This is a genomic window from Paracoccus sp. SJTW-4 (genome assembly GCF_047716885.1).
GTDB classification, from domain to species: Bacteria; Pseudomonadota; Alphaproteobacteria; order Rhodobacterales; family Rhodobacteraceae; genus Paracoccus; species Paracoccus solventivorans.
The window spans coordinates 393,728-419,329 of record NZ_CP136681.1 but is presented as its reverse complement, the minus strand read 5'-3'; the positions used below and the strand labels follow the sequence as shown (position 1 = coordinate 419,329).

The window sequence follows — 25,602 nt, the reverse complement described above, 5'->3', positions numbered from 1 at the left end:
AATCCTCGCGTGAAAATTTCCTGCTGCGGTGCAGCAAAAATCCGCCGATGCCGCAGCCCGTTGACGACGCTGTGAAAAAAAGGGGGGCGCAACGCTTGCGCACCGCGCCCCCGGGACAAGCCGGACCCCTCAGGCCATTTCCAGCACATAGGTGCCGGGCGCCGGAGCCAGCGATTCCCGCGGCGCCCGGGCCGGGACCATCGGGCCCGAGTGGCGGGCCAGCCACTCCTCCCAGTGATGCCACCAGCTGCCCTCGTGATAGGTGGCGCGGTCGCGCCAGTCCTGCGGGCTGCCCTCGAACCCGGCGTCCGAGATGTAATGCCCGTATTTGATCCGTCCCGGCGGGTTCACGATCCCGGCGATATGGCCCGATTCCGACAGGATGAAGCTCTTGTCGCGCGACCCCATCCGGGCCACGCCCTTCCAGCTGTGCAGCCAGGGCGCGATATGGTCGCCCTCGCAGGCGACGGCGCACAGCGGCAGCGTCACCTCGGACAGGTGGACCTTGTGGCCGAGGATCTCGAACCCGTCCTCGACCAGCGCGTTTTCCTGGCACAGCTGGCGCAGATATTGCGTCACCATGCGCCCGGGCAGGTTGGTGCCGTCGCCGTTCCAGTAGAGCAGGTCAAAGGCGGGCGGGGTTTCCCCCAGCATGTAGCTGCGGATCGCCGGGCCCCAGATCAGGTCGTTGGCGCGCAGGAAGCTGAAGGTGCGCTGCATCAGCCGCGCCGACAGATAGCCGGTGCGGGCCACCTCGTCCTCGATGCCGCTGACGAAATCGTCCTGCAGGAAGGTGGTGAACTCGCCCTGGTCGGAAAAATCGGTCAGCGTGGTCAGGAAGGTCGCCGACTTCACCCGGTCGTCGCCGCGCTGCTTCAGCAGCGCCAGCGTCGCTGACAGGGTGGTGCCGGCGATGCAATAGCCGACCGCGTTCAGCTGCCGCTCGCCGGTCAGCTCGCGCACCACGTCCATCGCCTCGAGATAGGCCGAAACGTAATCGTCCATCGCCACGTCTGCATAGGTGGAATCGGGGTTCTTCCACGACACCACGAACAGCGTGTAGCCCTGTTCGACCAGCCAGCGCAGCAGGCTGTTCTGCGGCTTGAGGTCGAGGATGTAGTATTTGTTGATCCAGGGCGGGAACACGATCAGGGGCGTCTGGTGGACCTCTGTGGTGGTGGGGGTGAACTGGATCAGCTCGAACAGCCGCGAACGGTGGACGACCTCGCCGGGGGTGGTGCCGATATTGGCGCCGACCTTGAACGCCTCGCGGTCGGCCAGCGTCACGATCAGCTCGCCGCCGCTGGTCTCCACGTCGCGCACCAGATTCTCCAGCCCCTGCACCAGGCTTTCGCCCTCGGTCTCCAGCGCCTTGAGCAGCGCGTCGGGGTTGGTGGCCAGAAAGTTGGTGGGGGCGAGCATGTCGATCATCTGGCGGGTGAACCAGTCGACGCGGCGGCGCTCGGTCTCGCCCTCGATCTCCAGATCCTCGGCAGCCTTGCGCAGCGCCTCGGCATTGATCTGATACTGGCGCATGACGAAGTTGTAGAACGGGTTCGTCTGCCACAGCGGGTTCTTGAAGCGGCGGTCGGCGGGGGTGTCGGGGCTGCCGGGCTGGAAGCCCTGCGCGAACGCTCCCTGCGCCTCGGCGACGTGACGCAGCGTCTCGCCCCAATAGCGGACCTGCTGCTCGATCAGCCGCGCGGGCTGTTCCGTGGCCAGCTTCAGCCACGCCTGCGCGACCGAGCCGTAAAGCTCGGGGCCCGGCCCCTCGACCCCGGGCGGATAGACCGGCCGCGTGGCCAGCGAGCGCATCAGCCGGTGGCCCAGCGTCTCGATCCGGGCGATGTTTTCCGCCAGCCGGTCGGAAAGCCCGGGGGTGGTCAGCGGGTTGGCGGGGTCGAGCGGGGCGGCGGAGGAAGGCGCCTCAGCGGCCGCAGCTTGCGGCGCAGGCTGCGGCGCGAGCGGCTGCTCGGCTTGCGGCGCGGTCGGGGCCGCGGCCTTGCGCGTGCGGGGCTTCGCGGTGGGCTCGGCCATCGCCGCGGCGGCTTGCGGCTGCTCGGGTTGTGGCGCTGCGGCCGGAGCCGCAGCCTTGCGCGGCGCCCGCGGCTTCGGCGTGGTCTCGGCCACGGCGGCTTGCGGCTGCGCCGGTTGCGCCGCTGCCGCCTTGCGCGACGCGCGCGGCTTTGCAGGGGCCCCTGCCGACGCTGCGCCGACGGCTTTCGCCCGCCGCGCCGCCGGTTTCCGGGTCACCGGCGCATCCGCCGCCTTGCCGCCCTCCGTTGTGGGATTCGGGCGCGGTGCGGCCTCGCCCTGCCCCGTCCCCGCGTCCGCCGTCCCTGCTGCCCTGCGGCCCCGCCCTGCCCCGGCGCTGCCCCTGCCCCGGCGCGGCGCCGGGCTGTCGTCCTGTTCCATCGTCGAATCACCTTTTTGAATTATCTCGGCTTTCCCGGCCGCGGCCGGGTCGGTCGCGCCCGCCTGCTGCGGCACCGCGTCGCTGCTGTCCGCGGCACGGCGCCGTGTCCGCCGTGCCACGGTCGCCGCCCCCTCACCCGAGGCCGCGGCCTGTGGGGAGGCTGCTGCATCTGCAACGATTGCGCCCGGTTCTGCCGGGATTTCCCCGGTCTGACGCAATGTCACCGGGTCCTTCTCGTGCCGAATCCTTGCCATGGCGTCGCCTCCCCCTAAGTAATGATTCTCATTAACACCTGCTTGACGAAACTCGTAAACCCGACATTACACATTGGGGGAGGGTTCTGTAGGAGTGCGGTAATGGTTTTCAGTGGCTATCGCGGAATGGTGTCCTATGACGCCATCGAAACGATGCGTAACACCAACGAATGGATGGGGGCCTCGGCCCGCGCCATCGCATCCTATCCCATGTTCGCCCTCATGCCGACGCCGCTGTTCAAGCTGATGAGCGCATGGGGCCGGGTGACCGAGCGCAGCTTTGCCCGCATGGTCATCAAGCCGGACTGGGACATTCCCGCCATTCCCGGCGACAGCGGCCAGGACCATCTGGTCTATGTCGAGCCGGCGCTGCGCCGCCCCTTTGGCGACCTGGTGCATTTCCGCGTCGCCCGGCGCGAGCCGATGGCGCGCCGCGTGCTGCTGGTCGCGCCGATGTCGGGGCATTACGCGACGCTGCTGCGCTCGACCGTGACCTCGCTGCTGCCCGATTGCGACGTGTGGATCACCGACTGGCACAATGCCCGCGACATTCCGGTCAGCGACGGCAAGTTCGATGTCGAGGACTATACCGCCTATCTGGTGGATTTCATGCGCCATCTGGGGCCGGATCTGCATGTGATCGCGGTCTGCCAGCCGGCGCCGCTGGCGCTGGTCGCCACCGCCCTGCTGGCCGAGGATGACCCCGCCGCCCAGCCCCGCACCCTGACGCTGATCGGCGGCCCGATCGACCCTGACGCCGCCGCGACCGATGTGACCGATTTCGGCAACCGCGTCACCATGGGCGAGCTTGAGCATCTTTTCATCCAGCAGGTCGGCTTCAAGTATCGCGGCGCCGGCCGCATGGTGTATCCGGGGCTGGCGCAGCTGGCCTCGTTCATCGCGATGAACGCCGACACCCACCGCCGCGCCTTCGTGGACAAGATCGTGGCCGAGGCCGCGGGCGAGGGCTCGGTCGACGACAAGCACTACAAGTTCTATGATGAATATCTGGCGGTGATGGACATGACCGCCGAGTTCTACCTTTCGACCGTCGAGCGCATCTTCAAGAAGCTCGAGATCGCCCGCAACGACTTCCGCGTGAACGGGCGCAAGGCCGACATCGGCAAGATCCGCGACGTGGCGGTGATGACGGTCGAGGGCGCCAAGGACGACATCTCGGCCCCCGGTCAATGCGTGGCCGCCCTGTCGCTGTGCAGCGGCGTGCCCACGGCGAAAAAGGCCCAGCATCTCGAGGAGGGCGCCGGGCATTACGGCATCTTCGCCGGGAAAAGCTGGCGGCTGAACATCCGCCCGCTGGTGCTTGATTTCATGGACGAGCACTCGGGCGAGCCGCAAGAGCTGCCGCGCAAGAAGCGCAAGCGCGGGACCGAGGGCGTCACCGGCGTCTCGAGCTTCGGCCCGGATACCGACGACAGCAAGATCGCGGTCTGAGCGCCGCAGCCCCCGCTGCAAGTCACGAAAAAGCCCCGGCGCCGCCGGGGCTTTTGCCGTTCCGCCGCCGCGCCGCTACAGCTCGACCGTCTCCATCACCTTCGGGGTCAGCACCTGCACCCCCGGCAGCGCCCGGCGCATCACCTCGGGGTCCTGCCGGATCGGCGGGAAGGTGTCGTAGTGGCACGGGATCACGGTCTTGAAGTCGAAATAGCGTTTCGCCGCCCAGGCCGCGCGCTGCATGTCCATGGTGAAATGCCCGCCCGCCGCCAGGATCCCGATCTCGGGGCGGTGCAGCTCGGCCATCCATTCCATGTCGGCCATGATGTCGGTATCGCCCGAGACATAGATCGTGCGCCCCTCGCCCCGGATCATGTAGCCGGATTCGTGGCCCGCATAGACCGGCCGCCCCTCGACCGTCAGGGATGACGAATGGGTCGCGTTCACCATGGTCACCGCCGCCCCGTTCAGCTCCACCGTGCCGCCCTTGTTGAAGCCGATGGCGGTGATGCCGTGCTGCGATTCCCACCAGCTCAGCAGGTCGTAGATGCCGACCAGCGGCAGCCCCTCGCGCGCCAGCGCCAGCGCCTCGCCGGTGTGGTCGGAATGGCCGTGGGTCAGCAGCACATGGGTGGCGCCGGCAATGGCCTCGGCGCGCCGTTCCTCGGGGAACACCGGGTTTCCGGTCAGCCACGGGTCGATCAGGATCACCGCGCCCTCGATCTCCAGTCGAAAGCCGGCATGGCCCAGCCAGGTCAGTTTCATCGCGCCCCTCCACTAATCTTCGGGAACGCTAGCGCGGCTTGCAGGGCAGGTCCACGGGCGGTAAACGCGGGGCAATCGAAAGGAACACCCGCAATGTCGATTTCAGAGACCGAGGCCCGCAAGGTCGCGCAGCTCGCGCGGATCGCGGTCGCGGACGAGGCGCTGCCCGCGCTGGCCGTCGAACTCAGCCACATGCTGCAATTCATGGCGCAGTTGTCCGAGGTCGATGTGACCGGCGTCGAGCCGATGACCGGGGTCGAAAAGATGCGGCTGAAGCGGCGCGAGGATGTGGTCACCGACGGCAACATGGCCGAGGCGGTGCTGAAGAATGCGCCCGACGCGCGCGAGGGGTTCTTTGCCGTGCCGAAGGTGGTGGAATGAGCCTGAACCGACTGACCATCGCGGAGGCCCGCGACCGCCTGCGCAAGGGCGAGATCACCGCCGTCGAGCTGACCGACGCCTGCCTGGCCGCGATCGAGGACGCCGGCGCGCTGAACGCATTCGTGCACAACACCGCCGACATCGCCCGCCAGCAGGCGGCGGCGGCGGATGCACGGCTGCAGGCGGGCGACGCGCCCGCGATGTGCGGGATTCCGCTGGGGATCAAGGATCTGTTCTGCACCAGGGGGGTGCCGACCCAGGCCGCCAGCCGCATCCTGCAGGGCTTCCTGCCCGAATATGAATCGACCGCGACGCAGAACCTGTTCGACGCCGGCGCGGTGATGCTGGGCAAGCTGAACATGGACGAATTCGCCATGGGCTCGACCAACGAGACCAGCGTCTACGGCCCCGCGGTGAACCCGTGGCGGCTGGGCGAGCAGCAGCTGACGCCCGGCGGCTCGTCCGGTGGCTCGGCGGCGGCGGTGGCGGCGGATCTGTGCCTGGCGGCGACCGGCACCGACACCGGCGGCTCGATCCGCCAGCCCGCGGCGTTCACCGGCACGGTCGGACTCAAGCCGACCTACGGGCGGGTGTCGCGCTGGGGGATCGTGGCCTTTGCCTCGTCGCTGGACCAGGCCGGGCCGATGACCAAGACCGTGCGCGACGCGGCGATCATGCTGGGCGCCATGGCCTCGGTCGACCCCAGGGATTCGACCAGCGCCGACCGCCCGGTCCCGGATTACGAAGCCGCGCTGACCGGGGACATCCGCGGGCGTAAAATCGGCATCCCCCGCGAATATCGTGTCGACGGGATGCCGGCCGAGATCGAGGCGCTGTGGCAGCAGGGCATCGCCATGCTGCGCGACGCCGGTGCCGAGATCGTCGACATCAGCCTGCCGCACACGCAATACGCCCTGCCCACCTATTACGTGATCGGCCCGGCCGAGGCGTCCTCGAACCTCGCCCGCTACGACGGGGTGCGCTATGGCCACCGCGCCCGGCTGGGTGCGGGCGACGGCATCAACGAGATGTACGAAAACACCCGCGCCGAGGGTTTCGGCGCCGAGGTGCAGCGCCGGGTGATGATCGGCACCTATGTGCTGTCGGCGGGGTTCTACGACGCCTATTACAACCGCGCCCGCAAGGTCCGCGCCCTGATCAAGCGCGACTTCGACGAGGCGTTCGCGGCGGGCATCGACACGATCCTGACCCCCGCGACGCCCTCGGCCGCCTTCCCGCTGGGGGCGATGAAGGACGTCGACCCGGTGCAGATGTATCTGAACGACGTGTTCACGGTGACGGTGAACCTGGCCGGGCTGCCGGCGCTGGCGCTGCCCGCCGGGCTTGATTCGCAGGGTCTGCCGCTGGGGCTGCAACTGATCGGGCGGCCCTGGGACGAAGGCGGGCTGCTGAACCACGCCGCGGTGCTGGAACGCGCCGCAGGCTTTGTCGCCAAACCCGAACGCTGGTGGTAGGCTGAGCCCACGCACCCGCCCGGCCACCCGAGGAGAGAGCCCGATGCGCGCCAAGACCCTGATCCCCCTCGTCGCGATCCCGCTGCTCGCGCTGGCGGGCTGTGCCGAGAACAGCGGCTGGAACCCCAACTACCAGGCGGGGGCCAGCAATTACGGCAATTACCTGCGCGCACGGGAAATGGCGCTGACCGGGCGGGTCGAGGCGCCGCCGCAGGTGGTCCCGGTCGCCCTGCCCGCCCGCGCGCCCACGGCGGCGGAAATCGCCGGCGCATCGGCGGTGCGCACCACCGCCGCGCCGCAGGCGCAGCCGCGCCGGGTGCGGCTGCGCGGCGCCCCCGCCATCGACCCGGTGCCCGGGGATGCGGTGGTGGTGACCACCGCCGTCGCCGCCCCCGCGGCTGCCCCGGCCCCGGCGCCGCAGCCTGCCCGCCGCCGCGCGCCCTCGGCCCAGCCGGCGGCGGTGACCGCAACGGTGCTGCCCGGCTCGGTCAAGCCGCTTTACGCCCGCACCATCCGGGTCGGCGGCGACTGCACCGCCTATGCCACCCCGCGCGCCGCGCAGGCCGAGTTCACCGCCCGCGGCGGCCCGGAGCGCGACCCGCTGGGGCTGGACCCTGACGGCGACGGCAACGCCTGCGGCTATCGCCCCGGGATGTGATGACGCCCCGGGACGTGACGGCGCCCGCCTCGCCGAACCACTCGGCCCGCCGCGGCGGGCTGACGCCGGCGCTGATCGTGATCCACTATACCGGCATGGGCTCGCTGGACGACGCCCGCGCGCGGCTGTGCGATCCGGCGGCCGAGGTCTCGGCCCACTGGCTGATCACCCCCGACGGCACCACCGAGGCGCTGGTCCCCGAAACCTTCCGCGCCTGGCACGCCGGCGCCGGCAGCTGGCGCGGGCTGGGCGACATCAACTCGCGCTCGATCGGGATCGAGCTGCACAATCCCGGCGACCGCCCGTTTCCGCAGCCGCAGATGCAGGCGCTCGAGGCGCTGCTGCCCGCGATCATGGCGCGCTGGAACATCCCCGCGCAGGGGGTGATTGCCCATTCCGACATGGCGCCCGACCGCAAGGCCGACCCCGGCCCGCGCTTCGACTGGGGGCGGCTGGCGCGTCAGGGGCTGGCGCTGGCGCCCCATGGCCTGCCCGAACCGCCCGGCCCGCTGGTGCCGATGCTGGACCGCATCGGCTATCCGCCCTGCGACGAGGGCGCGCGGCTGGCGGCGTTCCGGCTGCGCTTCTGCCCGTGGAACCGCGGCCCGGAAAACGAGCTCGACCGCCGCACCGCCGCCGGGGCGCTGGCCGCCCTGCCCGCGCCCGAGTCTGCGCTGCCGGTCTACAAGGTGCTGCGCGCAGATGAATGGGCGGTGCTGCAAGCGCAGGGCGAGACCGTCGGCGCCCCGGTCGACCTGGCAGACGGCTATGTGCATCTGTCCACCGCCGCGCAGCTGCCCGAAACGCTGGGCAAGCATTTCGCGGGCGAGCGCGGGTTGCAGCTGCTGGCCTGCGACGCCGCCGCGCTTGGCCCGGCGCTGCGCTGGGAACCCTCGCGCAAGGGCGCGCTGTTTCCGCATCTTTACCGCCCGCTGCGGCTGGCCGACCTGATCTGGCACCGCCCGCTGCCCCTTGGCCCCGGCGGCCACCACCAGACCGGAGATCTCTGATGTTCCTGATCGAGCAAGCCGGCCGCGCCGCCCTGTTCCGGCTGGACCCCGAACGCGCCCACGACCTGTCGATCCGGGCGCTGGAAATGGGGCTGGTGCCGCTGCCGGGGCGAGCCTTCACCTCGGAAAGATTGGCGACCACGCTGGCCGGGATGGCGCTGCCGAACCCGGTCGGGCTCGCCGCCGGCTACGACAAGAACGCCCGCGTGATCGCGCCGCTGACCCGCGCCGGCTTCGGCTTTGTCGAGGTCGGCGCCGCCACCCCACGCCCGCAGCCGGGCAACCCGAAACCGCGGCTGTTCCGCCTGGCCGAGGACCGCGCGATCATCAACCGCTTCGGCTTCAACAACGAGGGCGCCGAGGCGATCTGCGCCCGGCTGGCGGCGCGGCCCCGCGGTCCGGTGCCGGTCGGGCTGAACATCGGCGCCAACAAGGACAGCGCCGACCGCGCCGCGGATTTCGCCCATGTCGCCAGCCTTGCCGCAGGGGCGGCGGATTTCCTGACCATCAATGTCAGCTCCCCCAACACCGAAAAGCTGCGCGACCTGCAGGGGGCGCGGGCGCTTGCGGCGCTGATCCGCGGCGTGCTGGATGCGCGCGACGCATCGGCCGCGCGCCCCCCGGTGTTCGTCAAGATCGCCCCGGACCTGGACGAGGCCGCGCTGGCGGAACTGGCGGCGGTGCTGCGCGACAGCGGCATCGACGGCGCCATCGCCACCAACACCACCCTGACCCGCGACGGGCTGGCATCGCGCCACGCGAGCGAGACCGGCGGTCTGTCCGGCGCCCCGCTGTTCAGGCTGTCGACAAGGATCCTCGCCCGGCTCTACCGGCATCTGGACGGGAAACTGCCGATCATCGGGGTCGGCGGCGTCGGGTCGGTGGACGAGGCCTGGGCCAAGCTCGAGGCTGGCGCATCGGCCGTCCAGATCTACAGCGCCCTGATCTATCAGGGATTTTCGCTGGCCGACCGCATCGCGCGCGGGCTGGATGCGCGGCTCAGGTCCGAAAACACCACGCTTGCAGCGCTGACCGGCAGCGCCGCCGACCGCTGGGCGGCCTGAGGGGCTAGACGATCCCCTCCAGCCCGATGATCTGCTCCATCGTGTCCGAGGGCGTGTCGCAGCCCGCATCGCCCACGATCCGCGCCGGCACCCCGGCCACGGTCTTGCAGGGCGGGATGTCGGTCAGCACCACCGAGCCCGCCGCCACCCGGCTGTGATGGCCGACCGAGATATTGCCCAGCACCTTGGCGCCGGCACCGATCATCACCCCCTCGCCGATCTTGGGGTGGCGGTCGCCGTCCTCCTTGCCGGTGCCGCCCAGCGTCACCGAATGCAGCATCGACACGTTGTCGCCGACCACCGCGGTTTCGCCGATCACGATGGAATGGGCGTGGTCGATCATCACCCCGGTGCCGATCCGCGCGGCCGGGTGGATATCGACGCCGAACACCTCGGAACAGCGCATCTGCACGAAATATGCCATGTCGCGGCGGTCGTTGTCCCACAGCCAGTGGCCGATGCGATAGGCTTGCAGCGCCTGGAACCCCTTGAAGAACAGCATCGGCTGCATCAGCCGGTGGCAGGCGGGGTCGCGCTCATAGACGGCGCGCAGGTCGGCCTCGGCCGCGCGTTCCAAGGCCGGGCTGCGGCGATGGGCGTCGTCGGCGATCTCGCGCAGGATCTGCTCGCTCATCTCGCCCGAGGCGAGCTTCAGCGAGAACCGATAGGCCAGCGCGGCGCGGAAATTCTGGTGGTGCAGCAGCCCGGCGTGGATCAGCGCCCCCAGCAGCGGCTCGGCCTGCACGGCGGCGGCGGCCTCGGCCTGGATATGCGGCCACAGATCGCCGGCCGGGACTGCGGGTTTCCTGAAAGCCTGAGCGTCCATGTCTCCATCCATGCCGCGGCTCCTTCTGGCGTCATTGCCCCTCATCTAGGGCAGACGGCGGGCGACCGAAAGGCTTCTGCGGCGTCAGGGGCCGGAATCAGGTTGCCGGGCCAGCAGATAGATGTCCATCACCCAGCCGTGGCGGGCGCGGGCGGCGGCGCGGGCGGCAATGATGCGGGGCCCGGCCTCGGCCAGCGGGCCATGGTCCAGCAGCTGCCGCGCCATCCCGACGCAAGCGCCCCACCAGATGTTGACGCCCCTCGGATCCAGCGTGCGGAAGGCGCAATCCCCGTCCAGCATCACCGCCACTCGGTCAGCGCCCGGCGGCCAGCCGTGGTCGCGCAATTGCCGGCCGGTGGTGATGACCACCGGGCGGCCCAGATCGTTCAGCGGGATCCCATGCGCCGCGGTCAGCGCCTGCAGGGCGGTGATGCCGGGCACCACGCGGACACGCGGCGCCGGGCGCAGCCGCGCCGCGATCCGCAGGGTGGAATCGTAAAGCGATGGGTCGCCCCAGACCAGCAGCGCCACCCGCCCCGTGCCGGGGGGAATGGCCGCGCCCCAGGCGGCGGCCAGCGCGTCGTGCCAGTCCTCGACCCCTGCCAGATAGCCGGCGTCCGCGCGCCGCGCGGGCACGGCAAAGCGCCCGCGCGGGACCGCGGGCGCCACCGCGTCGCAGATCGCGTCGCGCAGGGCGGCAAGCTCGGCCTTGTCCTCGCCCTTGTCGGGGATCAGCACCAGATCGGCCGAGCGCAGCGCGGCTTCCGCCTCGCGCGTCAGGTGATCGGGGTTGCCGGTGCCGATGCCGATCAGCAGCAGTTCCATGCCTGCCTCGTTGGAAATGGCGCGGCCCGCCAAAGGCCGCGCCGTTGAGGTTCAGGCCGCGTGATGCAGCCGCCGCGTGACCAGCGCCGAGCCGCGCAGGCCGCGCAGCGATTTCGCCGCCGCCAGCACCGCCAGATCGGCCAGCGGCTCGATCACGATCACCAGCATGTAGGCGGCGCCGAAACTGCCGATCGCGGCCAGCGTGTCGACGGATACCCCTTGCCCGTAAAGCACCCAGAACGCCACCCAGGCGACCACGCCCGCCTGATAGGCGGTCGACAGCGCCAGCGCCTGCCCATAGCGCAGATCGACATAGGGGGTGCCCGGCGCGATGATGCGCCGCGCTAAGGCCTCGATCCCGAACAGCGGCACCAGCAGCGTGGTCAGGTTCATCCCGAATTGCGGCAGGTCGAAGGGGGCAAAGAACAGCCCCTGCACCAGCAGCCCCAGCCCCAGCCCGACCGCCGCGGGCGCCGCCCCGAACAGCAGCAGCAGCGTCGAGCCGAGGATGAAATGCACCTCGCTGACGCCGACCGGGAAATGCGGCAGCACCTCAAAAAAGGTGAAGACGGCGGCGGTGGCCAGCCCGCTGCGCAGCAGCAGCGAGCCCGCGCCCTGTTCGCGGATCGCATTGAGCGCCATCCAGCCCGCATAGCCCGCGGCACCCGCGGCGGTCGCGTAGCTCAGCACGATCTTGGTGGCGTCAACGACGCCCGGTTCGATATGCATGTATCCCTCCTGCCCGTCATCCCCGACGGCAATGTGGTTGGTTGGGGCGCGGAATGCCCCGGGGCTTTGACGGCAGGTCTCCTGACTCGCGGGTCGGGGCCGGTCCCCTGGCCTTCCCGGCCCATGGGCCAGTGGCGCAATCGGGGGCGGCTCGCCGCTTACAGTTGCGGGGGCAGTCGCGGGTTTGGCGCCTGATGGCTACACCTCACCGCGTTCCCTTTTCATCCCCGTGCGGTTTTTCCGGCTTGGGGAACCGTCTGTTGCGATGTGCCAGCATGGGCGGGTTGCGTCAAGGATCGCTGGCCCCAAAGACTAACTGGCAGCCGCAATCAGGTGAAAGAACGTCCCGGTGACATTCCCGCGGCGCGAGCCGGTGCCGGGCAGCTCCGCCCCCGTCGCATCCCGCACCAGCGCCAGCGCCGCGTCGGGTTGGGCGGTGGTGGTGGCATAATGGAACTCATGCCCGCGCAGCCGCGTCCCCGGCGGGTGGCCGGGCATCGGCGCGCGCAGCTCGGCCAGCCGGTATCCGAGGTTCATCCGGCGCTTGGCAAAGCTGGTTTCCAGCCCCAGCAGCCCGGTCATGCGGTGCCTCGTGCCGTCCGCCGTGACCAATCCCTGCCCCAGCACCATATAGCCGCCGCATTCGCCATGCACCGGGCGAGAGGCCGCGAAATCCGCCAGCGCGCGGTGGAAATTTCCAGCTGCCGCCAGCCGCCCGGCGTGAAGTTCGGGATAGCCGCCCGGCAGCCAGCAGACATCGGCCGCAGCGTCCGGCCCCTGATCGGCCAGGGGCGAAAACGTCACCACCTCGGCCCCCGCCGCCCGCCAGCCGGCCAGCAGATGCGGGTAGACAAAGGAAAACGCCGCATCCCGCGACAGGGCGATGCGCTGGCCGGGGGGCGTGACCGGCAGGGGCGCGGCGGGGGGCAGGATGCCGCTTGCCGCCGCCCTTATCGCGGCAAGATCGCAATGCGCGGCGATGAACTCGGCCAGCGCGTCGATGCGGGCGGTCAGGTCCGACTGTTCCTCGGCCTGCACTAGCCCCAGATGCCGCTCGGGCAGTTCCAGATCGGGGCGGCGGGGCAGCGCCCCCAGCACGGTGATGCCCGCTTGCGCCATGCCGTCGCGCACCAGCGCCTCGTGGCGGACTGAGGCGACGCGGTTCAGCACCACCCCCGCCAGTTGCAGATCGGGACGCAGCCGTGCGAACCCCAGCGCGGTCGCCGCCGCCGATTGCGCCTGCCCGGACACATCCAGCACCAGCAGCACCGGCCAGCCGGTCAGCGCCGCCAGCTCTGCCCCGCTGCCGGTGCCGGCCTCACCCGGCAGCGCCACCCCGTCGAAGAGCCCCATCGAGCCCTCGGCGATCGCCAGATCCGCATCCGCCGCGGCGCCGACCAGCCCGGCGATGCGCGGCGCCGCCATCGCCCAACTGTCAAGGTTGAAGGACTGCCGCCCGGTCGCCGCGGCATGAAACCCGGGATCAATATAGTCGGGGCCGTTCTTGAAGGGTTGCACCGCCAGCCCCTGCGCGCGAAACGCCGCCATCAGCCCCAGCGCCACGGTGGTCTTGCCGGTCCCCGAGGCCGGCGCGGCGACGATCAACCCAGGGGTCGCCGCGCTCATTCCGGGTACCTCGGGGCGCTGCCCACGGGGCGGAAGCGGCGGTCGTAATCGCCCGCGTAAAGCCGGCTTTCGGCGAAACCTTCCTGCGCCAGCGCCGGGCCAACCAGAATCAGCCCGGTGCGTTCGCCCACCCCCAGCAAGGGCTCCAGCGTCGCCAGCGTGGCGCGGATGATGCGCTGGTCGGGCCAGCTGGCACGGAACACCACCGCCACCGGGCAATCGCCGCCGTAATGCGGCGTCAGCTCGGCGATCACCCGCTCCAGCACATGCACCGACAGATGGATGGCCAGTGTCGCCCCGGTGGCGGCGAATGCGGCCAAGGTCTCGCCCTCGGGCATGGCCGAGGCCCGCCCCGAGGTCCGCGTCAGCACCAGCGATTGCGCAACCCCGGGCAGGGTCAGTTCGGCCGCCAGCGCGGCGGCGGCGGCCGCGAAAGAGGGCACGCCGGGCGTCACGTCACAGGGGATCCCCAGCGCGCGCAGCCGCCGCAGCTGCTCGCCCATCGCCGACCACACCGACAGGTCGCCCGAATGCAGCCGCGCCACGTCGTGCCCGGCCGCATGGGCGGCAGCGATCTCGGCAATGATCTCGTCCAGCGACAGGGGCGCGGTGTTCACGATCCGCGCGCCCGGCGGGCAGTGCTCCAGCAGCGCCTGCGGCACCAGCGACCCGGCATAGAGACAGACCGGCGAGCCCGCGATCAGGTCGCGCCCGCGCAGGGTGATGAGGTCGGCAGCACCGGGGCCGGCGCCGATGAAATGGACGGTCATGTCGGGGTTCCTGTCTGGGCAAGGGCGCGGCGGTTTGACGGGGCGATGCGCCCGACGAGGCCGGTAACGATGAGATGGGCGATCATGCCGAGGCTCCGGGCCGGGCGAAGAAGCAGATGGCGCAGGTGGCACCGCGGTCGGGCCAGAGGGCGCGAGGGGCCATGACGCGCGCGACGTCACGTCGAGGCTCCCGGCCGGATAACTGCAATGGCGCAGGTGGCGCAGCGGTCGGGGGAGGTCGCGCGGGGGGCGAGCAGTCGCGCGCCGGGGCCGGCGGCGGCCAGCGCCACCGCCTCGGCGATGCTACCAGTGTGGTGTGCGGCGAGGCTGCGGGAGGATTGCGTCGGCGTGAGGATGCCGGCGACCGAGGCGACCTCGATCAGCGGCAGGTCCAGCGCTCGCGCCAGTTCCGCGACCATCGCTGCGTGGCCGGGCAGCGCCGCCAGCGCCTCGGCCGGACCGGCGCCACCGAGCGCCGCCAGCGCCTCGGCCGGGCCGGCGGCGGCCAGCGCCGCGCGCAGCGACTCGAGGGTGGCGCGGCTGTTCATCCCGAAACCCGCGACCCTCATCGCGTCACCGCCCATTGCACCACCGGCCGCGCCGGCTGCCAGCCGCGGAACCCGCCCAGGGGGGCGGCCTCGGCCAGCTCGATCCGCAGCAGGGTGCCGCCGTGGCGGTGGTGCAGCTGCGCCAGCAGCGCCTCGGTTTCCAGCGTCACCGCATTGGCGACCAGCCTTGTGCCGGGGGGGAGGCGCGCCCACAGTGCCGCGGCCAGCGCCTCGGTCAGCCCGCCGCCGACGAACACCGCATCGGGGTCGGGCAGGCTGGGCAAGGCGGCAGTGCTGTCGGACTGCAGCGCCGAGACCGCCTCGGCCAGTCCGAAGCCTTTGATGTTGGTAATAATGTTCCCCAAACGGTCAGCGCGGCGCTCGACCGCCACCGCGCGGCCGCCCGCAAGCGCCCACTCCACCGCCACCGAGCCCGACCCCGCGCCCAGATCCCACAGCAGCGCCCCCGGACGCGGTGCCAGCGCCGCCAGCGTCAGGGCGCGGACCGGCGCGCGGGTGATCTGGCCGTCATGCTGGAACGCATCGTCCGGCAGGCCCGGCCCCGCCCGGCGCGCCACCCCGCCTGCGGCCTGCACCGCCACCGCCACCGGCGGCCGCGTGCCGTGCAACTCGAACCCCGCCGCCGTCGCCTGACGGATGCGCTCGCGCGGGCCGCCAAGCGCCTCTAGCACCCACAGCGTGGACGCCCCCCAGCCGCGCGCCGCCAGCCATGCCGCCAGCGCCGCCGGGGCCTGCCCGTCGCGCAGCAGCAGGATGGCGCGCCCCCCCGGGCGCAGCACCGGCAGCAGCCGCTCGAACGGCGCGGCGTGCAGGCCAAGGCAGGCGGTATCCTCGATCCGCCAGCCCAGCCGTGCCGCGGCCAGCGAAAAGCTGGACGGCGCCGGGAACGCCCGCCACTCGCCGGGGGAAAGCTGCGCCGCCAGACTGCCGCCGGCCCCGTGCCAGAACGGATCGCCCGAGGCCAGCACCGCCACGCGCTGCCCCCGGCAGGCCAGCACCGGGGCGAGGTCGAAAGGCACCGGCCACGCCCGCCCGCGCCGCCCCGCCTGCGCCAGCCGCAGATGCCGCGGCCCACCGAACACGATTTCGGCGCCGTCCAGCGCGGCACGGCTTGCGGGCGACAGGCCGGACAGGCCATCCTCGCCCAGACCGATGATGGACAGCCAGGGATCAGACATGCGGGTTCTGCTGCTGGGCGGCACCACCGAGGCCGCCGCCATGGCCCGCGCCCTCGCCGAGGCCGGGGTCGAGGCGCTGTATTCCTATGCCGGCCGCACCAGCACGCCGCGCCCGCAGCCGCTGCCCCTGCGCATCGGCGGCTTCGGCGGCGCCGAGGGGCTGGCGGCGTGTCTGCGCGAGGGCGGCTTTACCCATATGATCGACGCCACCCACCCGTTTGCCGCCAGCATCAGCTGCAACGCGGTTACGGCCTGCGCGGCGACGGGGGTGCCGCTGCTGGCGCTGGAACGTCCCGCATGGGCGCAGGCCCAAGACGACGACTGGACAATGGTGCCGGACCTGGCCGCTGCGGCCACGGCCCTGCCCCGGACGCCGGCGAATGTGTTCCTCGCCATCGGCCGCCAGAACCTCGACATCTTCGCCGCCCTGCCGCACCGCTGGTTGCTGCGCTTTGTCGACCCCGAGCCGGTGCCCCTGCCCCGCGCCAGCCGCGTGGTTGACCGCGGCCCCTTCACCAAAGACGGCGACATGGCGCTGATGCGCGATCACCGCATCCAGATCGTGGTCGCCAAGAATGCCGGCGGCGAGGGTGCGCGCGCCAAGCTCGACGCCGCCCGCGCGCTGCGCCTGCCGGTGGTGATGGTGCAGCGCCCGGCGATCCCGGCAAGGGAAACCGTGGCGTCGGCCGCGCAGGCGATGGCGTGGCTTCATCGCACGCCCCCGGCCGAACGCGGGGTATAGATCCAGCGCCCCACAAGCCGCGTGTCGGCATTGCCGACCAGCACCACCGTGCGCATGTCGGCCATCTCGGGCACGGCCTCGGCCAGCGTCACCACTTGCAGCGATTCCTGCGCCGTGGTCACGGCGCGGGCAAAGGCGATCAGCCGCCCCGGTTCGCAACATCCGCGCAGCAGGTTCAGAACGCGCGCGAACTGATGCGGCCGCGCGGCCGAGCGGGGGTTGTAGAAGGCCAGCGCAAACCCCGCCTGCGCCGCCGCCAGCACCCGCCGTTCCACCAGCGCAAAGGGCTTGAGGTTGTCGGACAGGTTGATCGCCGCGAAATCATGGCCCAGCGGCGCCCCCAGCCGAGCAGCGGCGGCCAGCATCGCGGTGATCCCCGGCAGGATGCTGATGTCGAGCGCCGCAAACCGCGGCTCGGCCTCGACCGCCTCGAACAGCGCCGAGGCCATGGCGAACACCCCCGGATCGCCCGAGGACACCACCACCACCCGCCGCCCCGCCGCGGCCAGTTCCAGCGCATGGCGGGCACGGTCCAGTTCCACCCGGTTGTCCGAGGGATGCAGCACCAACCCCGGTCGCGCCGCCACCCGCGCCACATAGGGGCCGTAGCCCACGATATCGGTGGCGCGGGACAGCGCCTCGCTCACCTCGGGGGTCAGCAGCGCCTCGTCCCCCGGCCCCAGCCCGGCCACGGCCAGCCAGCCGCTCATTCCGCAGCCTCCGGCACGGCGAGGGGGCGCCGCCCCTGCCCGTGCACCAGCAGAATCGCGAAATACGGCGCCACCTCGGCGTCGGATTCCACCAGCCGCTGCACGCGCTGCCCTTGCATGGTGCCGCGTTCCACCAGCCAGGCCGCGTCCAGCCGCCCGGCGCGGGCAAGCGCGCGGCGCAGCTTGGGCAGGTTGCGCCCGGTCTTCATCACCACCAGCGCGTCGGTGCCCGCCATGCGCGCGGCCAGGGTGTCCTCGTCCAGCGTGCCCATCAGAACGGTCAGCACGTCGTCGCCCCAGGCGATCGGCATATCGGTTGCGGTCCAGCAGCCCGACATGCCGGTGATGCCGGGGATCACCTCGATCTCGCAGCGCCCCTGCAGGCGCAGGTGCAGGTGCATGAAGCTGCCATAAAAGAACGGGTCGCCCTCGCACAGCACCACCACCTCGCCGGGCAATGCGGCCAGCCGCTCGGCCCAGTGGTCGTAAAACGCGGCCAGCTGCGCGTTATAGGCGGGGTCGGACAGCGGGATTTCGGTGGTGACGGGGTATTCCATTGCCAGCTCGACGCAGCCGGGGGCAAGCATCCCCTGAACGATGCGCCGCGCCATGCCGGGGCGGCCGGGCTTGCGGAAATAGGCGATGCGGCGGGCGCCGCGCAGGGCGCGGGCGGCGCGCACGCTCATCAGGTCGGGGTCGCCCGGGCCTAAGCCGGCACAGATGATCCGCGCCATCACTCGACCCTTGATGCCAGCGCGTTCAGCGCGGCGACGGTGACGGCGCTGCCGCCCAGCCGGCCCAGCACCGCCATGGCGGGCACCGGGGGCGCCTCCATCAACGCCGCCTTGGATTCCGCGGCCCCGATAAAGCCCACCGGGCAGCCGATGATCGCTGCCGGGCGCGGCCAGCCGGGATCCCCGAGCAGGTTGAGCAGATGGAACAGCGCGGTCGGCGCATTGCCGATGGCGACCACCGCGCCGGCCAGATGCGGGCGCCACAGCTCGACCGCCGCGACGGATCTGGTGTTGCCCATGGTCGCCGCCAGCGCCGGCACCTGCGGGTCGTTCAGCGTGCAGATCACCGGGTTGTCGGCGGGCAGCCGGGCGCGGGTGATGCCTTCACTGACCATGCGCGCATCGCACAGGATCGGCGCGCCCGCGGCCAGCGCCGCCCGCGCCACCGCGGCAAAGCCGGGCGAAAAGCGGATGTCGCGTTCCAGTCCGACCAGCCCCGCGGCATGGATCATCCGCACGGCCACGGGTTCTTCGTCGGGGTCGAAACGGGCCAGATCGGCCTCGGCCCGGATGGTGGCGAATGAGGCGCGATAGATCGCCGCCCCGTCGGTTTCATAATGGTAGCGCATCGGGGGTTCCGGGAATTGACAGGAAAGCCGGGTCCGCCGCCCTGCCGGCGCGGACGAGATCATAGCCCCGCCCCCGCGCGACCAGCGTGAGGTCCGCGGAACGGGGATGGGCGCAGCCCTTGGCGCAGCCCGAGACATGCAGCAGGCAGCCCGGCGGCAGCTGCGGGGCCAGCGCGCGCGCCAGCACCCGGGTCGGCCCCAGCGCCTGCGGGCAATGGGGCGCGCCGGTGCAGGCGACGACACGGCGCAACGGGTCGGCGGGGTCGGTGATCAGCCCGTGCAGGGGGGGCATCGCCGCCAGCCCCTCGACCAGCAGCATCCGCCAGGGCGTCGCACGGATCGGCCCCAGCGCGGCCAGCGCGGCGAGCGTCCCGGCCTGCATCTGCCCGAAGGCGAGGCCCACCAGCGCCCCCTGCGCCACCAGCCCCGGCACCGGCTCGGGCGCAGGCTCGGCGGGGGCCACGTCGAACCCCTCAGGCCGGCACCGCGCCACCAGCGCCGCCATCCGCCCCCGACCCTCCGGGGCGCCGCCATTGCGCAGGAACCAGCGCGCCAAAGCCAGCGCATCCGCCACGGGATCATCCGTCAGCCGCCCTACGTCCAACTCGTCGGCGCGCAGCAGGAACGCCTCTCCCAGACGCTCGATCCGCACATCCGCCGACACGCGCCGCAGCACCGGCCGCGGCCCGGTATCGACCGCAAAGCCGAACTTCCCGGGCAGCGCCAGATCCGCGGCCGCCGCCAGCGCCTCGGCCAACCCTGCGGCCAGCGCATCCGCCGCCGCGTCGGCGAACGGAGTCACCACGATATTGCGCCTCGTTTCGGCCGCAACCGACGCATCCACCAGCCCGAGAACGCGCAGCCCTTCGACCAGCGCCCCGTGGCTGCCTTCCCGCACCCCGCGCAGCTGCAGATTGGCGCGCGAGGACAGATCGATCACCCCGCTGCCATGCGCGCCCGCCAGCGCCGCCAGCTCCGCAGCCTGCACCTGCGTCAGCCGCCCGCCCGGCGGCCGCACCCGCACCACCAGCCCGTCGCCCGACGCCATCGGCCGCAACGCCCCCGGGCACCAGCCCTGCACGATGGGACTTCTTTCTGGCCCAAATACCCCGGGGGAGTCTCCGCAGGAGACGGGGGCAACGCCCCCAGTGACCACGCTCACAGCCGCTCACCCCCCGTCGAGTTGCGCAGCCCCCGCCACAGCCCGGCCGCGCGCAGCGCGTCGAAACGCGCGCGCAGCATGGCCAGCGCCTGCGGGTTCTCGGCATCGAGGAACGCCACCACCTCGTCGCGCCCCAGCGTGGCCTCGTGGTAGAGATCGAACAGATGCCTAGGCACGGAACGGGTCAGCTGCGCAAAGGCCGCGAGGTTGTCCAGCGTGGCGGCGATCTCGGCGCCGCCGCGGAAGCCGTGGCGCATCATCCCGGCGGCCCAGTCGGGATTGGCGGCGCGGGCGCGGACCACGCGGGCGATCTCGGCCCCCAGGGGGCGGGCGCGCGGCGCCTCGACCCGGCTGCTGTCCAGATGCCAGGCCGCCGCCTCGGGCAGGCCAAGCGCCGCCCGCGCCGCCAGCACGCCGGCCTGATGCGCGGCGAAATCGGGGGCCATCAGCAGGTCGGTTTCCGCCAGATCCTGCACATGCACCACCGCATCCGCCCCGGCCAGCCGCGATTCCAGCGCCGCGCGGTCGCGCCGCCCCTCGGCCCCGTCGACCACCCATTCCGAGCCCGCCAGCCAGGCCAGCCCCGCCGCCTGCCGGCCCGCGTCGGACAGATCGGCACTCAGGTCGCCCATGCCCAGCCCATAGGACCCCGGCCGTGGCCCGAACACCCGCGGCGCGCGGGACAGATAGGGGTTGTCGGCGGCGGTTTCCTCGCGCGCGGCCAGCGCCTCGGCGCCCAGTTCGAACAGCCCCGCCAGCCCGGGGAAGATGTCGCGAAACAGCCCGGAAACCCGCAGCGTCACGTCGATGCGCGGCCGCCCCAGCAGCGCCAGCGGCACCACCTCGACCCCGGTGACGCGGCCGGTGGCGCCGTCCCAGACCGGCGCCAGCCCGGCCAGATGCAGCGCCATCGCGAATTCTTCCCCCGCCGTGCGCATCGAGGCCGAGCCCCACAGATCCACCACCAGCCCGCGCGGCCAGTCGCCGTGATCCTGCAGATGCGCGCGCAGCAATTCCTCGGCCAGCTTCACCCCCTGCGCATGGGCGGCGCGCGTCGGCACCGCGCGGGGATCGACCGCAAACAGGTTGCGCCCGGTGGGCAGCACGTCGCCGCGCCCCCGCGCGGGCGAGCCCGAGGGCCCCGGCTCGACCCGCCGCCCGTCCAGCGCCGCCAGCAGCCCCTCGGCCTCGCCCGCCGCCGCGCCATAGACATGCAGCCCGTCGCCGAAGCGGCTTTCCTTGAGATCGCAGACGAAGCGGTCGATGCGCGGGATCGCCTCGGCGGCCGAGGCACCGGCGGGGATCGCCAGGTCATCTTCGACCCCCGCCGCCTGCGCCGCCTGCCGGATCGTCGCGATCAGCCGGGTGCGGCGCGAGGGGTCCAGCCCGTCGGCGGTCGCGTATTCGTCCAGCAGCCGCTCGAGCCCCGCCAGCGCCTCGGGCAGCGCGGACTGCAGCAGCGGCGGCGGCACATGGCCCAGCGTCACCGCGCCGAGGCGGCGCTTGGCCTGCGCGGCCTCGCCGGGGTCGTTGACGATAAAGGGATAGATCACCGGCAGCTCGCCCAGCAGCGCCTGCGGCCAGCATTCCGGCCCCAGCGCGACCGCCTTGCCCGGCAGCCACTCGAGCGTCCCATGCGCACCGACATGCACCAGCGCGTGCAGCCCCTGCGAGCGCAGCCACAGGTAAAAGGCGACGTAGTGATGGCGGGGGGTGCGGGTCAGGTCGTGGTAATCATCCTCGCGCAGCTGCGGCTGCCCGCGCTCGGGCTGCAAGGCAACCAAGGCGTTGCCGCGGCGGACGGCGGCGAAATGGAAGGCGCCGCCCGCAACCGCCGGGTCGGTCTCCGGTGCGCCCCAGGAGGCCGCCAGATCATCGCGCAGGGGCTGCGGCAGCAAGGCCAGCGCCCGCAGATACTCGGACAGCGGCCAGCGGATGGTCTCCCGCAGCGACGGCGCGAGCGCCGCCCCCGGCGCGCAGGTCCAGCCGCGATCCCCCAGCAGCCGCAGCATCGCATCGGCCGAGGCCAGCGCATCCAGCCCCACCGCATGGGCGATCTGGTCGGGACGGCCGGGATAGGTGGACAGCACCAGCGCCAGTTTCCGCTGCGCCGCCGGCACCGTTCCCAGCCGGTGCCACGCCGCCACACGGTCGGCAGCGGCGTCAACCAGCTGCGGATCAGCGCGGTGGACAAAGCGGGAATATTGCAGGGCCTCGTCGCGCCGCGTCGGCTGCTTGAAGCTGACCACCCCGGCAAGGATGCGGCCGTCCACCTCGGGCAGCACCACATGCATCGCCAGATCGGCGGGCGACAGCCCCCGCGCCGCGCCTTCCCAATCCCGCCGGCGGGCGGTGGACAGCGCCAGCTGATGCACCGGGCACCCCGGCGCATCCAGCGGCGACACGCCCCTTTCGCGCGCGGAAAACGCGGTGGCGTTGACGATGGCGGCGGGGGACAGGGCGCGCAGCTCGCGCTCCACCCACGCCGCCGAGGCCCCCTTCAGCGACGGCGCAAACAGCCCCGCCGCCCGGAACCCCCGCGCCCGCAGGGCATCAATCATCGCCGCCACCGGGTCGATATCGGCAGCGGCCAGATAGCTGCGATAGAACACCACCACCGCCCAGGGGCCGACCCCCTCGGGGCGGGCGGTCACGCCGGCCTCGGGGCTCCACCAGCCGCAGGCGGGCAGCTCGCCCACCGGCCCCGGCATCGGCAGCGCCAGCCCGCAGGCGCGGCCGAGTTCCGTCAGCGCCGCCCCTGCCGCCGCGGCCCCGCCCATGTCGCACAGCGCCGTCAGCCGCGACAGCAGCGCCGGCGCCACCGTCGAGGCCGCCGCCAGCGCCGGATCCTGGCGCCCGTCCACCGGCAGCACCGCCAGCGCAATCCCGCGCCTGCGCGCCAGATCCTGCACGCTGGCCAGCCCGTAAGCCCAGTAGCTTTCGCCCCCCAGCAGCCGGATCAGGATGGCCCGCGCCCCCGACAGGGTGTTGTCCAGATAGCTATCGACCGACACCGGATGGCGCAGCGCCACCAGGTTCTGCAACCGCAGCGACGGCCGCGGCCCGTCCCTCCCCCGCCAGCCTTCCGCGAAAGCCCCCAGGTCGCTGTCGGAAAACGACAGCACCACTATGTCCGCCGGCGTCTGGCCGGGGTCATAGGGGGCCGCGGTTTCCTCGAGCCCGTGGCTTTCGCGAAAGACCACATGCATCAGAGGTCGGAGGCCTCGACCGAGCCGCCCAGATGCGCGGCGATGGCGGCGGGATCCAGATCGCCGCGTTCCGCGATCACCACCAGCCGCGACTGCCGCGGGGCCTCGCCCCAGGGGCGGTCGAACTGCTGGCGCACCCGCGCCCCCACCGCCTGCACCAGCAGCCGCATCGGCTTGCCGGCGACGGCGACATGGCCCTTGACCCGCAGCACCTTGTGGTCGCGCCCCAGCGCCGCCACCGCCTCGGCCAGCGCGGCCGCCTCGGCGATCTCGGGCAGCGCGATCACGGCGCTGGCGAAATCGTCGTGTTCATGGTCGTCGGCGCCGTCATGGTGGCTGGGGCGGGCGGCAAGGTCGTCCTCGGCGGCAGCGTTCAGCCCCAGCACCACCCGCGGGTCCACCGCCCCGTCGGTCACCGCCAGCATCGGGACCGGGCGCGGCGCCTCGGCCGCGATCGCCGCGCGCGCGGCGGCCAGACCGGCCTTGCCGGCCAGGTCGGCCTTGGTCAGCAGGATCAGGTCGGCGCAAGCGATCTGGTCCTCGAATACCTCGGAAAGCGGCGTCTCGTGGTCCAGGCTGTCGTCGGCCGCCCGCTGCGCCTCGACCGCCTCGGGGTCGGGGGCAAAGCGGCCTGCGGCCACCGCCTCGGCATCCGCCAGCGCCACCACCCCGTCCACGGTGATGCGCGAACGGATCTCGGGCCAGTCGAAGGCCTTGAGCAGCGGCTTGGGCAGCGCCAGCCCCGAGGTCTCGATCAGGATGTGATCGGGACGGGGCTCGCGCGACAGCAGCGCCTCGATGGTCGGGATGAAGTCGTCGGCGACGGTGCAGCAGATGCAGCCGTTGGCGAGCTCCACGATATTACCCGCCGGGCAGTTCTCATCGGCGCAATCGCGCAGGATGTCGCCATCGACGCCGACGGTGCCGAATTCATTGACCAGCACCGCCAGCCGGCGACCCTGCGGGTTCTGCATCAGATGCCGGATCAGCGTGGTCTTCCCCGAGCCGAGAAAGCCGGTGATGACGGTGACGGGGGTCTTGGCAAGATCGGACATTCAGCTCTCCATCGGGGGGATGCGGGCAAGCGACTGCTTGCGGAAGATCACCGGCCGCTCGCGCCAGGGCGACAGCCCGTCGGGGGCGGCGGCATAGGCGCGGGCGCCGGCAAGGATGTCGGAGGCATCGTCGGGGGACAGGCGGCCATAGACATAGGACCAGCGCCCCGGCCCGGTCAGCGCCACCGCGCAACCGTTGTCGCAGGCCGAGAGGCACGCCACCCCCACCACCCGCAGCCCCGGCGGCAGCTGGGGGTGCAGCGCCAGCGCCGCCAGCAGCCTGGTGCCGGGGGTCTTTTCGCCCTCGGCCACCGGCAGACCGGCCCGGCAGGTGGTGCAGACATGCAGCGTAACCGTCATCGCGCGCCCATCCTCAGGGACGGGGCAATGACGCAAGGGGACGGCCGGCAGGCGCGACACACCTCGGCCGCGGAACACCCCGTCCGCCCGAAACATAACCGTGTCGGCAGGTCTCCCGGCTTGCGGAGCCGGGCCTTGCGGCCCCGGTCGCCCGCCTTCCCGGCACGAATGCCAGTGGCTTGGACGACCTCTCCGGTCACGGTCGCGGGGGCGGCTGAACTTCGGGCCGGGGCCCTAGATCATTCCCTCTTCGCCTGTCATAGACAGGAACCGACACCGCCCAACTGCCGCGGGCGCACCCCCGATGTCAAGGGACAGCCGATGGACAGCACCACCGACCACGATCGCCACGCCGAAAAGATGGCCCGGAAGAAAGCCGCCCGCGACAGGATCATGGCGGGGAAAGAGGGCGAAAAGGGCCTGATCATCGTTCACACCGGCCCGGGCAAGGGCAAGTCGTCCTCGGGCTTCGGGATGATCCTGCGCTGCGTGGCGCATGGGATGCCCTGCGCAGTGGTGCAGTTCATCAAGGGCGCCTGGGACACGGGCGAACGCCGCCTGCTGACCACGCATTTCGCCGACCTGTGCCAGTTCCACGCGATGGGCGAGGGCTTCACCTGGGAAACCCAGGACAAGACCCGCGACATCGCCGCCGCCCGTGCCGGCTGGGACAAGGCCAAGGAGCTGATCCGCGACCCCGCAATCCGCTTCGTGCTGCTGGACGAGATCAACATCGCGCTGCGCTACGGCTATCTGCCGCTGGACGAGGTGCTGGATTTCCTGCGCGACGAAAAACCCGCGCTGACCCATGTCTGCCTGACCGGCCGCAACGCTGCCCCCGAGCTGGTCGAGCTGGCCGATCTGGTGACCGAGATGACGCTGGTGAAACACCCCTTCCGCGGCGGCATCAAGGCGCAGCCGGGGGTCGAGTTCTGATGCGCCGGACCGGGGCGCCGCCCCGGACCCCGGGATATTTTCGCCACGATGAAAGAGCCGTTAACCG

At 71.8% G+C, this 25,602-nt stretch carries 24 protein-coding genes, 1 pseudogene and 2 riboswitches; of the genes and pseudogenes, 9 read left to right on the top strand and 16 right to left on the bottom strand.

Translation table 11 applies throughout. The features are described 5' to 3' along the window. Nucleotides 1-129: 129 nt before the first annotated feature. The gene (gene phaC, locus RSP45_RS02080) at nucleotides 130-2,037 is read right to left on the bottom strand and encodes a class I poly(R)-hydroxyalkanoic acid synthase (RefSeq protein ID WP_415393040.1); all 1,908 of its coding nucleotides are present in this window, start codon (nucleotides 2,035-2,037) and stop codon (nucleotides 130-132) included. A 735-nt stretch (nucleotides 2,038-2,772) separates the two neighbouring features. On the opposite strand from phaC, the gene phaZ reads away from it, so the two are divergent. Continuing rightward, a complete protein-coding gene (phaZ, locus tag RSP45_RS02075; protein WP_415393039.1) occupies nucleotides 2,773-4,122 on the top strand; it encodes a polyhydroxyalkanoate depolymerase in 1,350 nt (449 codons plus the stop codon). A gap of 75 nt (nucleotides 4,123-4,197) precedes the next feature. On the opposite strand, the gene RSP45_RS02070 is transcribed toward phaZ, so the two are convergent. After that, entirely contained in the window at nucleotides 4,198-4,887 is a 690-nt protein-coding gene (locus RSP45_RS02070) for a metal-dependent hydrolase (RefSeq protein WP_415393038.1), read from the bottom strand. Nucleotides 4,888-4,980: 93 nt separating this feature from the next. Between RSP45_RS02070 and gatC the strand changes: the two genes are divergently transcribed. From gatC to RSP45_RS02040, 6 genes and pseudogenes are all read left to right on the top strand, one after another. Further along, nucleotides 4,981-5,268 carry an Asp-tRNA(Asn)/Glu-tRNA(Gln) amidotransferase subunit GatC gene (gene gatC, locus RSP45_RS02065; RefSeq protein WP_415393037.1) on the top strand — a complete coding sequence of 96 codons (288 nt, stop codon included), beginning with the start codon at nucleotides 4,981-4,983 and terminating at the stop codon, nucleotides 5,266-5,268. After that, the gene (gene gatA / locus RSP45_RS02060; protein ID WP_415393036.1) at nucleotides 5,265-6,743 is read left to right on the top strand and encodes an Asp-tRNA(Asn)/Glu-tRNA(Gln) amidotransferase subunit GatA; all 1,479 of its coding nucleotides are present in this window, start codon (nucleotides 5,265-5,267) and stop codon (nucleotides 6,741-6,743) included. Before gatC ends, gatA begins: the two co-directional genes overlap by 4 nt. A 43-nt stretch (nucleotides 6,744-6,786) precedes the next feature. Next, nucleotides 6,787-7,401: a hypothetical protein gene (locus tag RSP45_RS02055; protein WP_073065841.1), complete on the top strand. Its 615-nt coding sequence runs from the start codon at nucleotides 6,787-6,789 to the stop codon at nucleotides 7,399-7,401. Continuing rightward, nucleotides 7,401-8,060: pseudogene (locus RSP45_RS02050) on the top strand (N-acetylmuramoyl-L-alanine amidase); the annotation flags it as partial. The gene RSP45_RS02055 and the pseudogene RSP45_RS02050, both read left to right, overlap by 1 nt. Before the next feature lie 30 nt (nucleotides 8,061-8,090). After that, on the top strand, nucleotides 8,091-8,411 hold the full coding sequence (locus RSP45_RS02045; protein WP_415393975.1) for a DUF952 domain-containing protein: 321 nt from the start codon (nucleotides 8,091-8,093) through the stop codon (nucleotides 8,409-8,411). After that, nucleotides 8,411-9,475, top strand: coding sequence for a quinone-dependent dihydroorotate dehydrogenase (locus RSP45_RS02040; RefSeq protein ID WP_415393035.1), 1,065 nt, complete (start codon nucleotides 8,411-8,413; stop codon nucleotides 9,473-9,475). The genes RSP45_RS02045 and RSP45_RS02040 overlap by 1 nt, the downstream gene beginning before the upstream one ends. A 4-nt stretch (nucleotides 9,476-9,479) precedes the next feature. On the opposite strand, the gene cysE is transcribed toward RSP45_RS02040, so the two are convergent. From cysE to cbiE, 7 genes are all read right to left on the bottom strand, one after another. Continuing rightward, a complete protein-coding gene (cysE, locus tag RSP45_RS02035) occupies nucleotides 9,480-10,301 on the bottom strand; it encodes a serine O-acetyltransferase (RefSeq protein WP_143159689.1) in 822 nt (273 codons plus the stop codon). An 84-nt stretch (nucleotides 10,302-10,385) separates the two neighbouring features. Continuing rightward, the gene (gene cobF / locus RSP45_RS02030; RefSeq protein ID WP_415393034.1) at nucleotides 10,386-11,126 is read right to left on the bottom strand and encodes a precorrin-6A synthase (deacetylating); all 741 of its coding nucleotides are present in this window, start codon (nucleotides 11,124-11,126) and stop codon (nucleotides 10,386-10,388) included. Between the two features lie 51 nt (nucleotides 11,127-11,177). Beyond that, complete coding sequence (locus RSP45_RS02025; protein WP_415393033.1) at nucleotides 11,178-11,855, bottom strand: energy-coupling factor ABC transporter permease; 678 nt, start codon at nucleotides 11,853-11,855, stop codon at nucleotides 11,178-11,180. A 53-nt stretch (nucleotides 11,856-11,908) separates the two neighbouring features. Then, nucleotides 11,909-12,128: riboswitch (cobalamin riboswitch) on the bottom strand. Between the two features lie 39 nt (nucleotides 12,129-12,167). Continuing rightward, nucleotides 12,168-13,481 (bottom strand): cobyrinate a,c-diamide synthase, encoded by a 1,314-nt coding sequence (locus RSP45_RS02020; protein ID WP_415393032.1) that lies wholly within the window; start codon nucleotides 13,479-13,481, stop codon nucleotides 12,168-12,170. Further along, nucleotides 13,478-14,251 (bottom strand): precorrin-4 C(11)-methyltransferase, encoded by a 774-nt coding sequence (gene cobM / locus RSP45_RS02015; RefSeq protein WP_415393031.1) that lies wholly within the window; start codon nucleotides 14,249-14,251, stop codon nucleotides 13,478-13,480. The genes RSP45_RS02020 and cobM overlap by 4 nt, the downstream gene beginning before the upstream one ends. A gap of 176 nt (nucleotides 14,252-14,427) precedes the next feature. Next, a complete protein-coding gene (locus tag RSP45_RS02010) occupies nucleotides 14,428-14,820 on the bottom strand; it encodes a cobalamin biosynthesis protein (RefSeq protein ID WP_415393030.1) in 393 nt (130 codons plus the stop codon). Next, nucleotides 14,817-15,998 (bottom strand): precorrin-6y C5,15-methyltransferase (decarboxylating) subunit CbiE, encoded by a 1,182-nt coding sequence (cbiE, locus tag RSP45_RS02005; protein WP_415393029.1) that lies wholly within the window; start codon nucleotides 15,996-15,998, stop codon nucleotides 14,817-14,819. Before cbiE ends, RSP45_RS02010 begins: the two co-directional genes overlap by 4 nt. Between cbiE and RSP45_RS02000 the strand changes: the two genes are divergently transcribed. Next, nucleotides 15,997-16,740, top strand: coding sequence for a cobalt-precorrin-6A reductase (locus RSP45_RS02000; RefSeq protein ID WP_415393028.1), 744 nt, complete (start codon nucleotides 15,997-15,999; stop codon nucleotides 16,738-16,740). The two genes, cbiE and RSP45_RS02000, sit on opposite strands and share 2 nt — an antisense overlap. Here the strand turns inward: RSP45_RS02000 and cobJ are convergent. From cobJ to RSP45_RS01965, 7 genes are all read right to left on the bottom strand, one after another. Then, nucleotides 16,707-17,450 (bottom strand): precorrin-3B C(17)-methyltransferase, encoded by a 744-nt coding sequence (cobJ, locus tag RSP45_RS01995; RefSeq protein ID WP_415393027.1) that lies wholly within the window; start codon nucleotides 17,448-17,450, stop codon nucleotides 16,707-16,709. The two genes, RSP45_RS02000 and cobJ, sit on opposite strands and share 34 nt — an antisense overlap. After that, nucleotides 17,447-18,184 carry a precorrin-2 C(20)-methyltransferase gene (locus RSP45_RS01990; protein WP_415393026.1) on the bottom strand — a complete coding sequence of 246 codons (738 nt, stop codon included), beginning with the start codon at nucleotides 18,182-18,184 and terminating at the stop codon, nucleotides 17,447-17,449. Before RSP45_RS01990 ends, cobJ begins: the two co-directional genes overlap by 4 nt. Beyond that, entirely contained in the window at nucleotides 18,184-18,813 is a 630-nt protein-coding gene (locus tag RSP45_RS01985) for a precorrin-8X methylmutase (protein WP_415393025.1), read from the bottom strand. Before RSP45_RS01985 ends, RSP45_RS01990 begins: the two co-directional genes overlap by 1 nt. Beyond that, complete coding sequence (locus tag RSP45_RS01980) at nucleotides 18,797-19,861, bottom strand: precorrin-3B synthase (RefSeq protein WP_415393024.1); 1,065 nt, start codon at nucleotides 19,859-19,861, stop codon at nucleotides 18,797-18,799. Before RSP45_RS01980 ends, RSP45_RS01985 begins: the two co-directional genes overlap by 17 nt. Nucleotides 19,862-19,971: 110 nt before the next feature. Next, a complete protein-coding gene (gene cobN / locus RSP45_RS01975) occupies nucleotides 19,972-23,184 on the bottom strand; it encodes a cobaltochelatase subunit CobN (RefSeq protein ID WP_415393023.1) in 3,213 nt (1,070 codons plus the stop codon). Next, nucleotides 23,184-24,239, bottom strand: coding sequence for a cobalamin biosynthesis protein CobW (gene cobW / locus RSP45_RS01970; RefSeq protein WP_415393022.1), 1,056 nt, complete (start codon nucleotides 24,237-24,239; stop codon nucleotides 23,184-23,186). Before cobW ends, cobN begins: the two co-directional genes overlap by 1 nt. Beyond that, a complete protein-coding gene (locus tag RSP45_RS01965; protein WP_415393021.1) occupies nucleotides 24,240-24,599 on the bottom strand; it encodes a DUF1636 family protein in 360 nt (119 codons plus the stop codon). Nucleotides 24,600-24,686: 87 nt separating this feature from the next. After that, nucleotides 24,687-24,889: riboswitch (cobalamin riboswitch) on the bottom strand. 31 nt (nucleotides 24,890-24,920) lie between these two features. Between RSP45_RS01965 and cobO the strand changes: the two genes are divergently transcribed. Beyond that, nucleotides 24,921-25,535, top strand: coding sequence for a cob(I)yrinic acid a,c-diamide adenosyltransferase (gene cobO / locus RSP45_RS01960; protein ID WP_415393020.1), 615 nt, complete (start codon nucleotides 24,921-24,923; stop codon nucleotides 25,533-25,535). The last annotated feature ends 67 nt before the right edge of the window (nucleotides 25,536-25,602 follow it).

Excerpts from the sequence above, each read along its gene's own strand:
- phaC (WP_415393040.1), bottom strand. The coding sequence starts at position 2,037 with ATGGCCGAGCCCACCGCGAAGCCCCGCACGCGCAAGGCCGCGGCCCCG.
- phaZ (WP_415393039.1), top strand. The coding sequence starts at position 2,773 with ATGGTTTTCAGTGGCTATCGCGGAATGGTGTCCTATGACGCCATCGAA.
- RSP45_RS02070 (WP_415393038.1), bottom strand. The coding sequence starts at position 4,887 with ATGAAACTGACCTGGCTGGGCCATGCCGGCTTTCGACTGGAGATCGAG.
- gatC (WP_415393037.1), top strand. The coding sequence starts at position 4,981 with ATGTCGATTTCAGAGACCGAGGCCCGCAAGGTCGCGCAGCTCGCGCGG.
- gatA (WP_415393036.1), top strand. The coding sequence starts at position 5,265 with ATGAGCCTGAACCGACTGACCATCGCGGAGGCCCGCGACCGCCTGCGC.
- RSP45_RS02055 (WP_073065841.1), top strand. The coding sequence starts at position 6,787 with ATGCGCGCCAAGACCCTGATCCCCCTCGTCGCGATCCCGCTGCTCGCG.
- RSP45_RS02040 (WP_415393035.1), top strand. The coding sequence starts at position 8,411 with ATGTTCCTGATCGAGCAAGCCGGCCGCGCCGCCCTGTTCCGGCTGGAC.
- cysE (WP_143159689.1), bottom strand. The coding sequence starts at position 10,301 with ATGGACGCTCAGGCTTTCAGGAAACCCGCAGTCCCGGCCGGCGATCTG.
- cobF (WP_415393034.1), bottom strand. The coding sequence starts at position 11,126 with ATGGAACTGCTGCTGATCGGCATCGGCACCGGCAACCCCGATCACCTG.
- RSP45_RS02025 (WP_415393033.1), bottom strand. The coding sequence starts at position 11,855 with ATGCATATCGAACCGGGCGTCGTTGACGCCACCAAGATCGTGCTGAGC.
- RSP45_RS02020 (WP_415393032.1), bottom strand. The coding sequence starts at position 13,481 with ATGAGCGCGGCGACCCCTGGGTTGATCGTCGCCGCGCCGGCCTCGGGG.
- cobM (WP_415393031.1), bottom strand. The coding sequence starts at position 14,251 with ATGACCGTCCATTTCATCGGCGCCGGCCCCGGTGCTGCCGACCTCATC.
- RSP45_RS02010 (WP_415393030.1), bottom strand. The coding sequence starts at position 14,820 with ATGAGGGTCGCGGGTTTCGGGATGAACAGCCGCGCCACCCTCGAGTCG.
- RSP45_RS02000 (WP_415393028.1), top strand. The coding sequence starts at position 15,997 with ATGCGGGTTCTGCTGCTGGGCGGCACCACCGAGGCCGCCGCCATGGCC.
- cbiE (WP_415393029.1), bottom strand. The coding sequence starts at position 15,998 with ATGTCTGATCCCTGGCTGTCCATCATCGGTCTGGGCGAGGATGGCCTG.
- cobJ (WP_415393027.1), bottom strand. The coding sequence starts at position 17,450 with ATGAGCGGCTGGCTGGCCGTGGCCGGGCTGGGGCCGGGGGACGAGGCG.
- RSP45_RS01990 (WP_415393026.1), bottom strand. The coding sequence starts at position 18,184 with ATGGCGCGGATCATCTGTGCCGGCTTAGGCCCGGGCGACCCCGACCTG.
- RSP45_RS01985 (WP_415393025.1), bottom strand. The coding sequence starts at position 18,813 with ATGCGCTACCATTATGAAACCGACGGGGCGGCGATCTATCGCGCCTCA.
- RSP45_RS01980 (WP_415393024.1), bottom strand. The coding sequence starts at position 19,861 with ATGGCGTCGGGCGACGGGCTGGTGGTGCGGGTGCGGCCGCCGGGCGGG.
- cobN (WP_415393023.1), bottom strand. The coding sequence starts at position 23,184 with ATGCATGTGGTCTTTCGCGAAAGCCACGGGCTCGAGGAAACCGCGGCC.
- cobW (WP_415393022.1), bottom strand. The coding sequence starts at position 24,239 with ATGTCCGATCTTGCCAAGACCCCCGTCACCGTCATCACCGGCTTTCTC.
- RSP45_RS01965 (WP_415393021.1), bottom strand. The coding sequence starts at position 24,599 with ATGACGGTTACGCTGCATGTCTGCACCACCTGCCGGGCCGGTCTGCCG.
- cobO (WP_415393020.1), top strand. The coding sequence starts at position 24,921 with ATGGACAGCACCACCGACCACGATCGCCACGCCGAAAAGATGGCCCGG.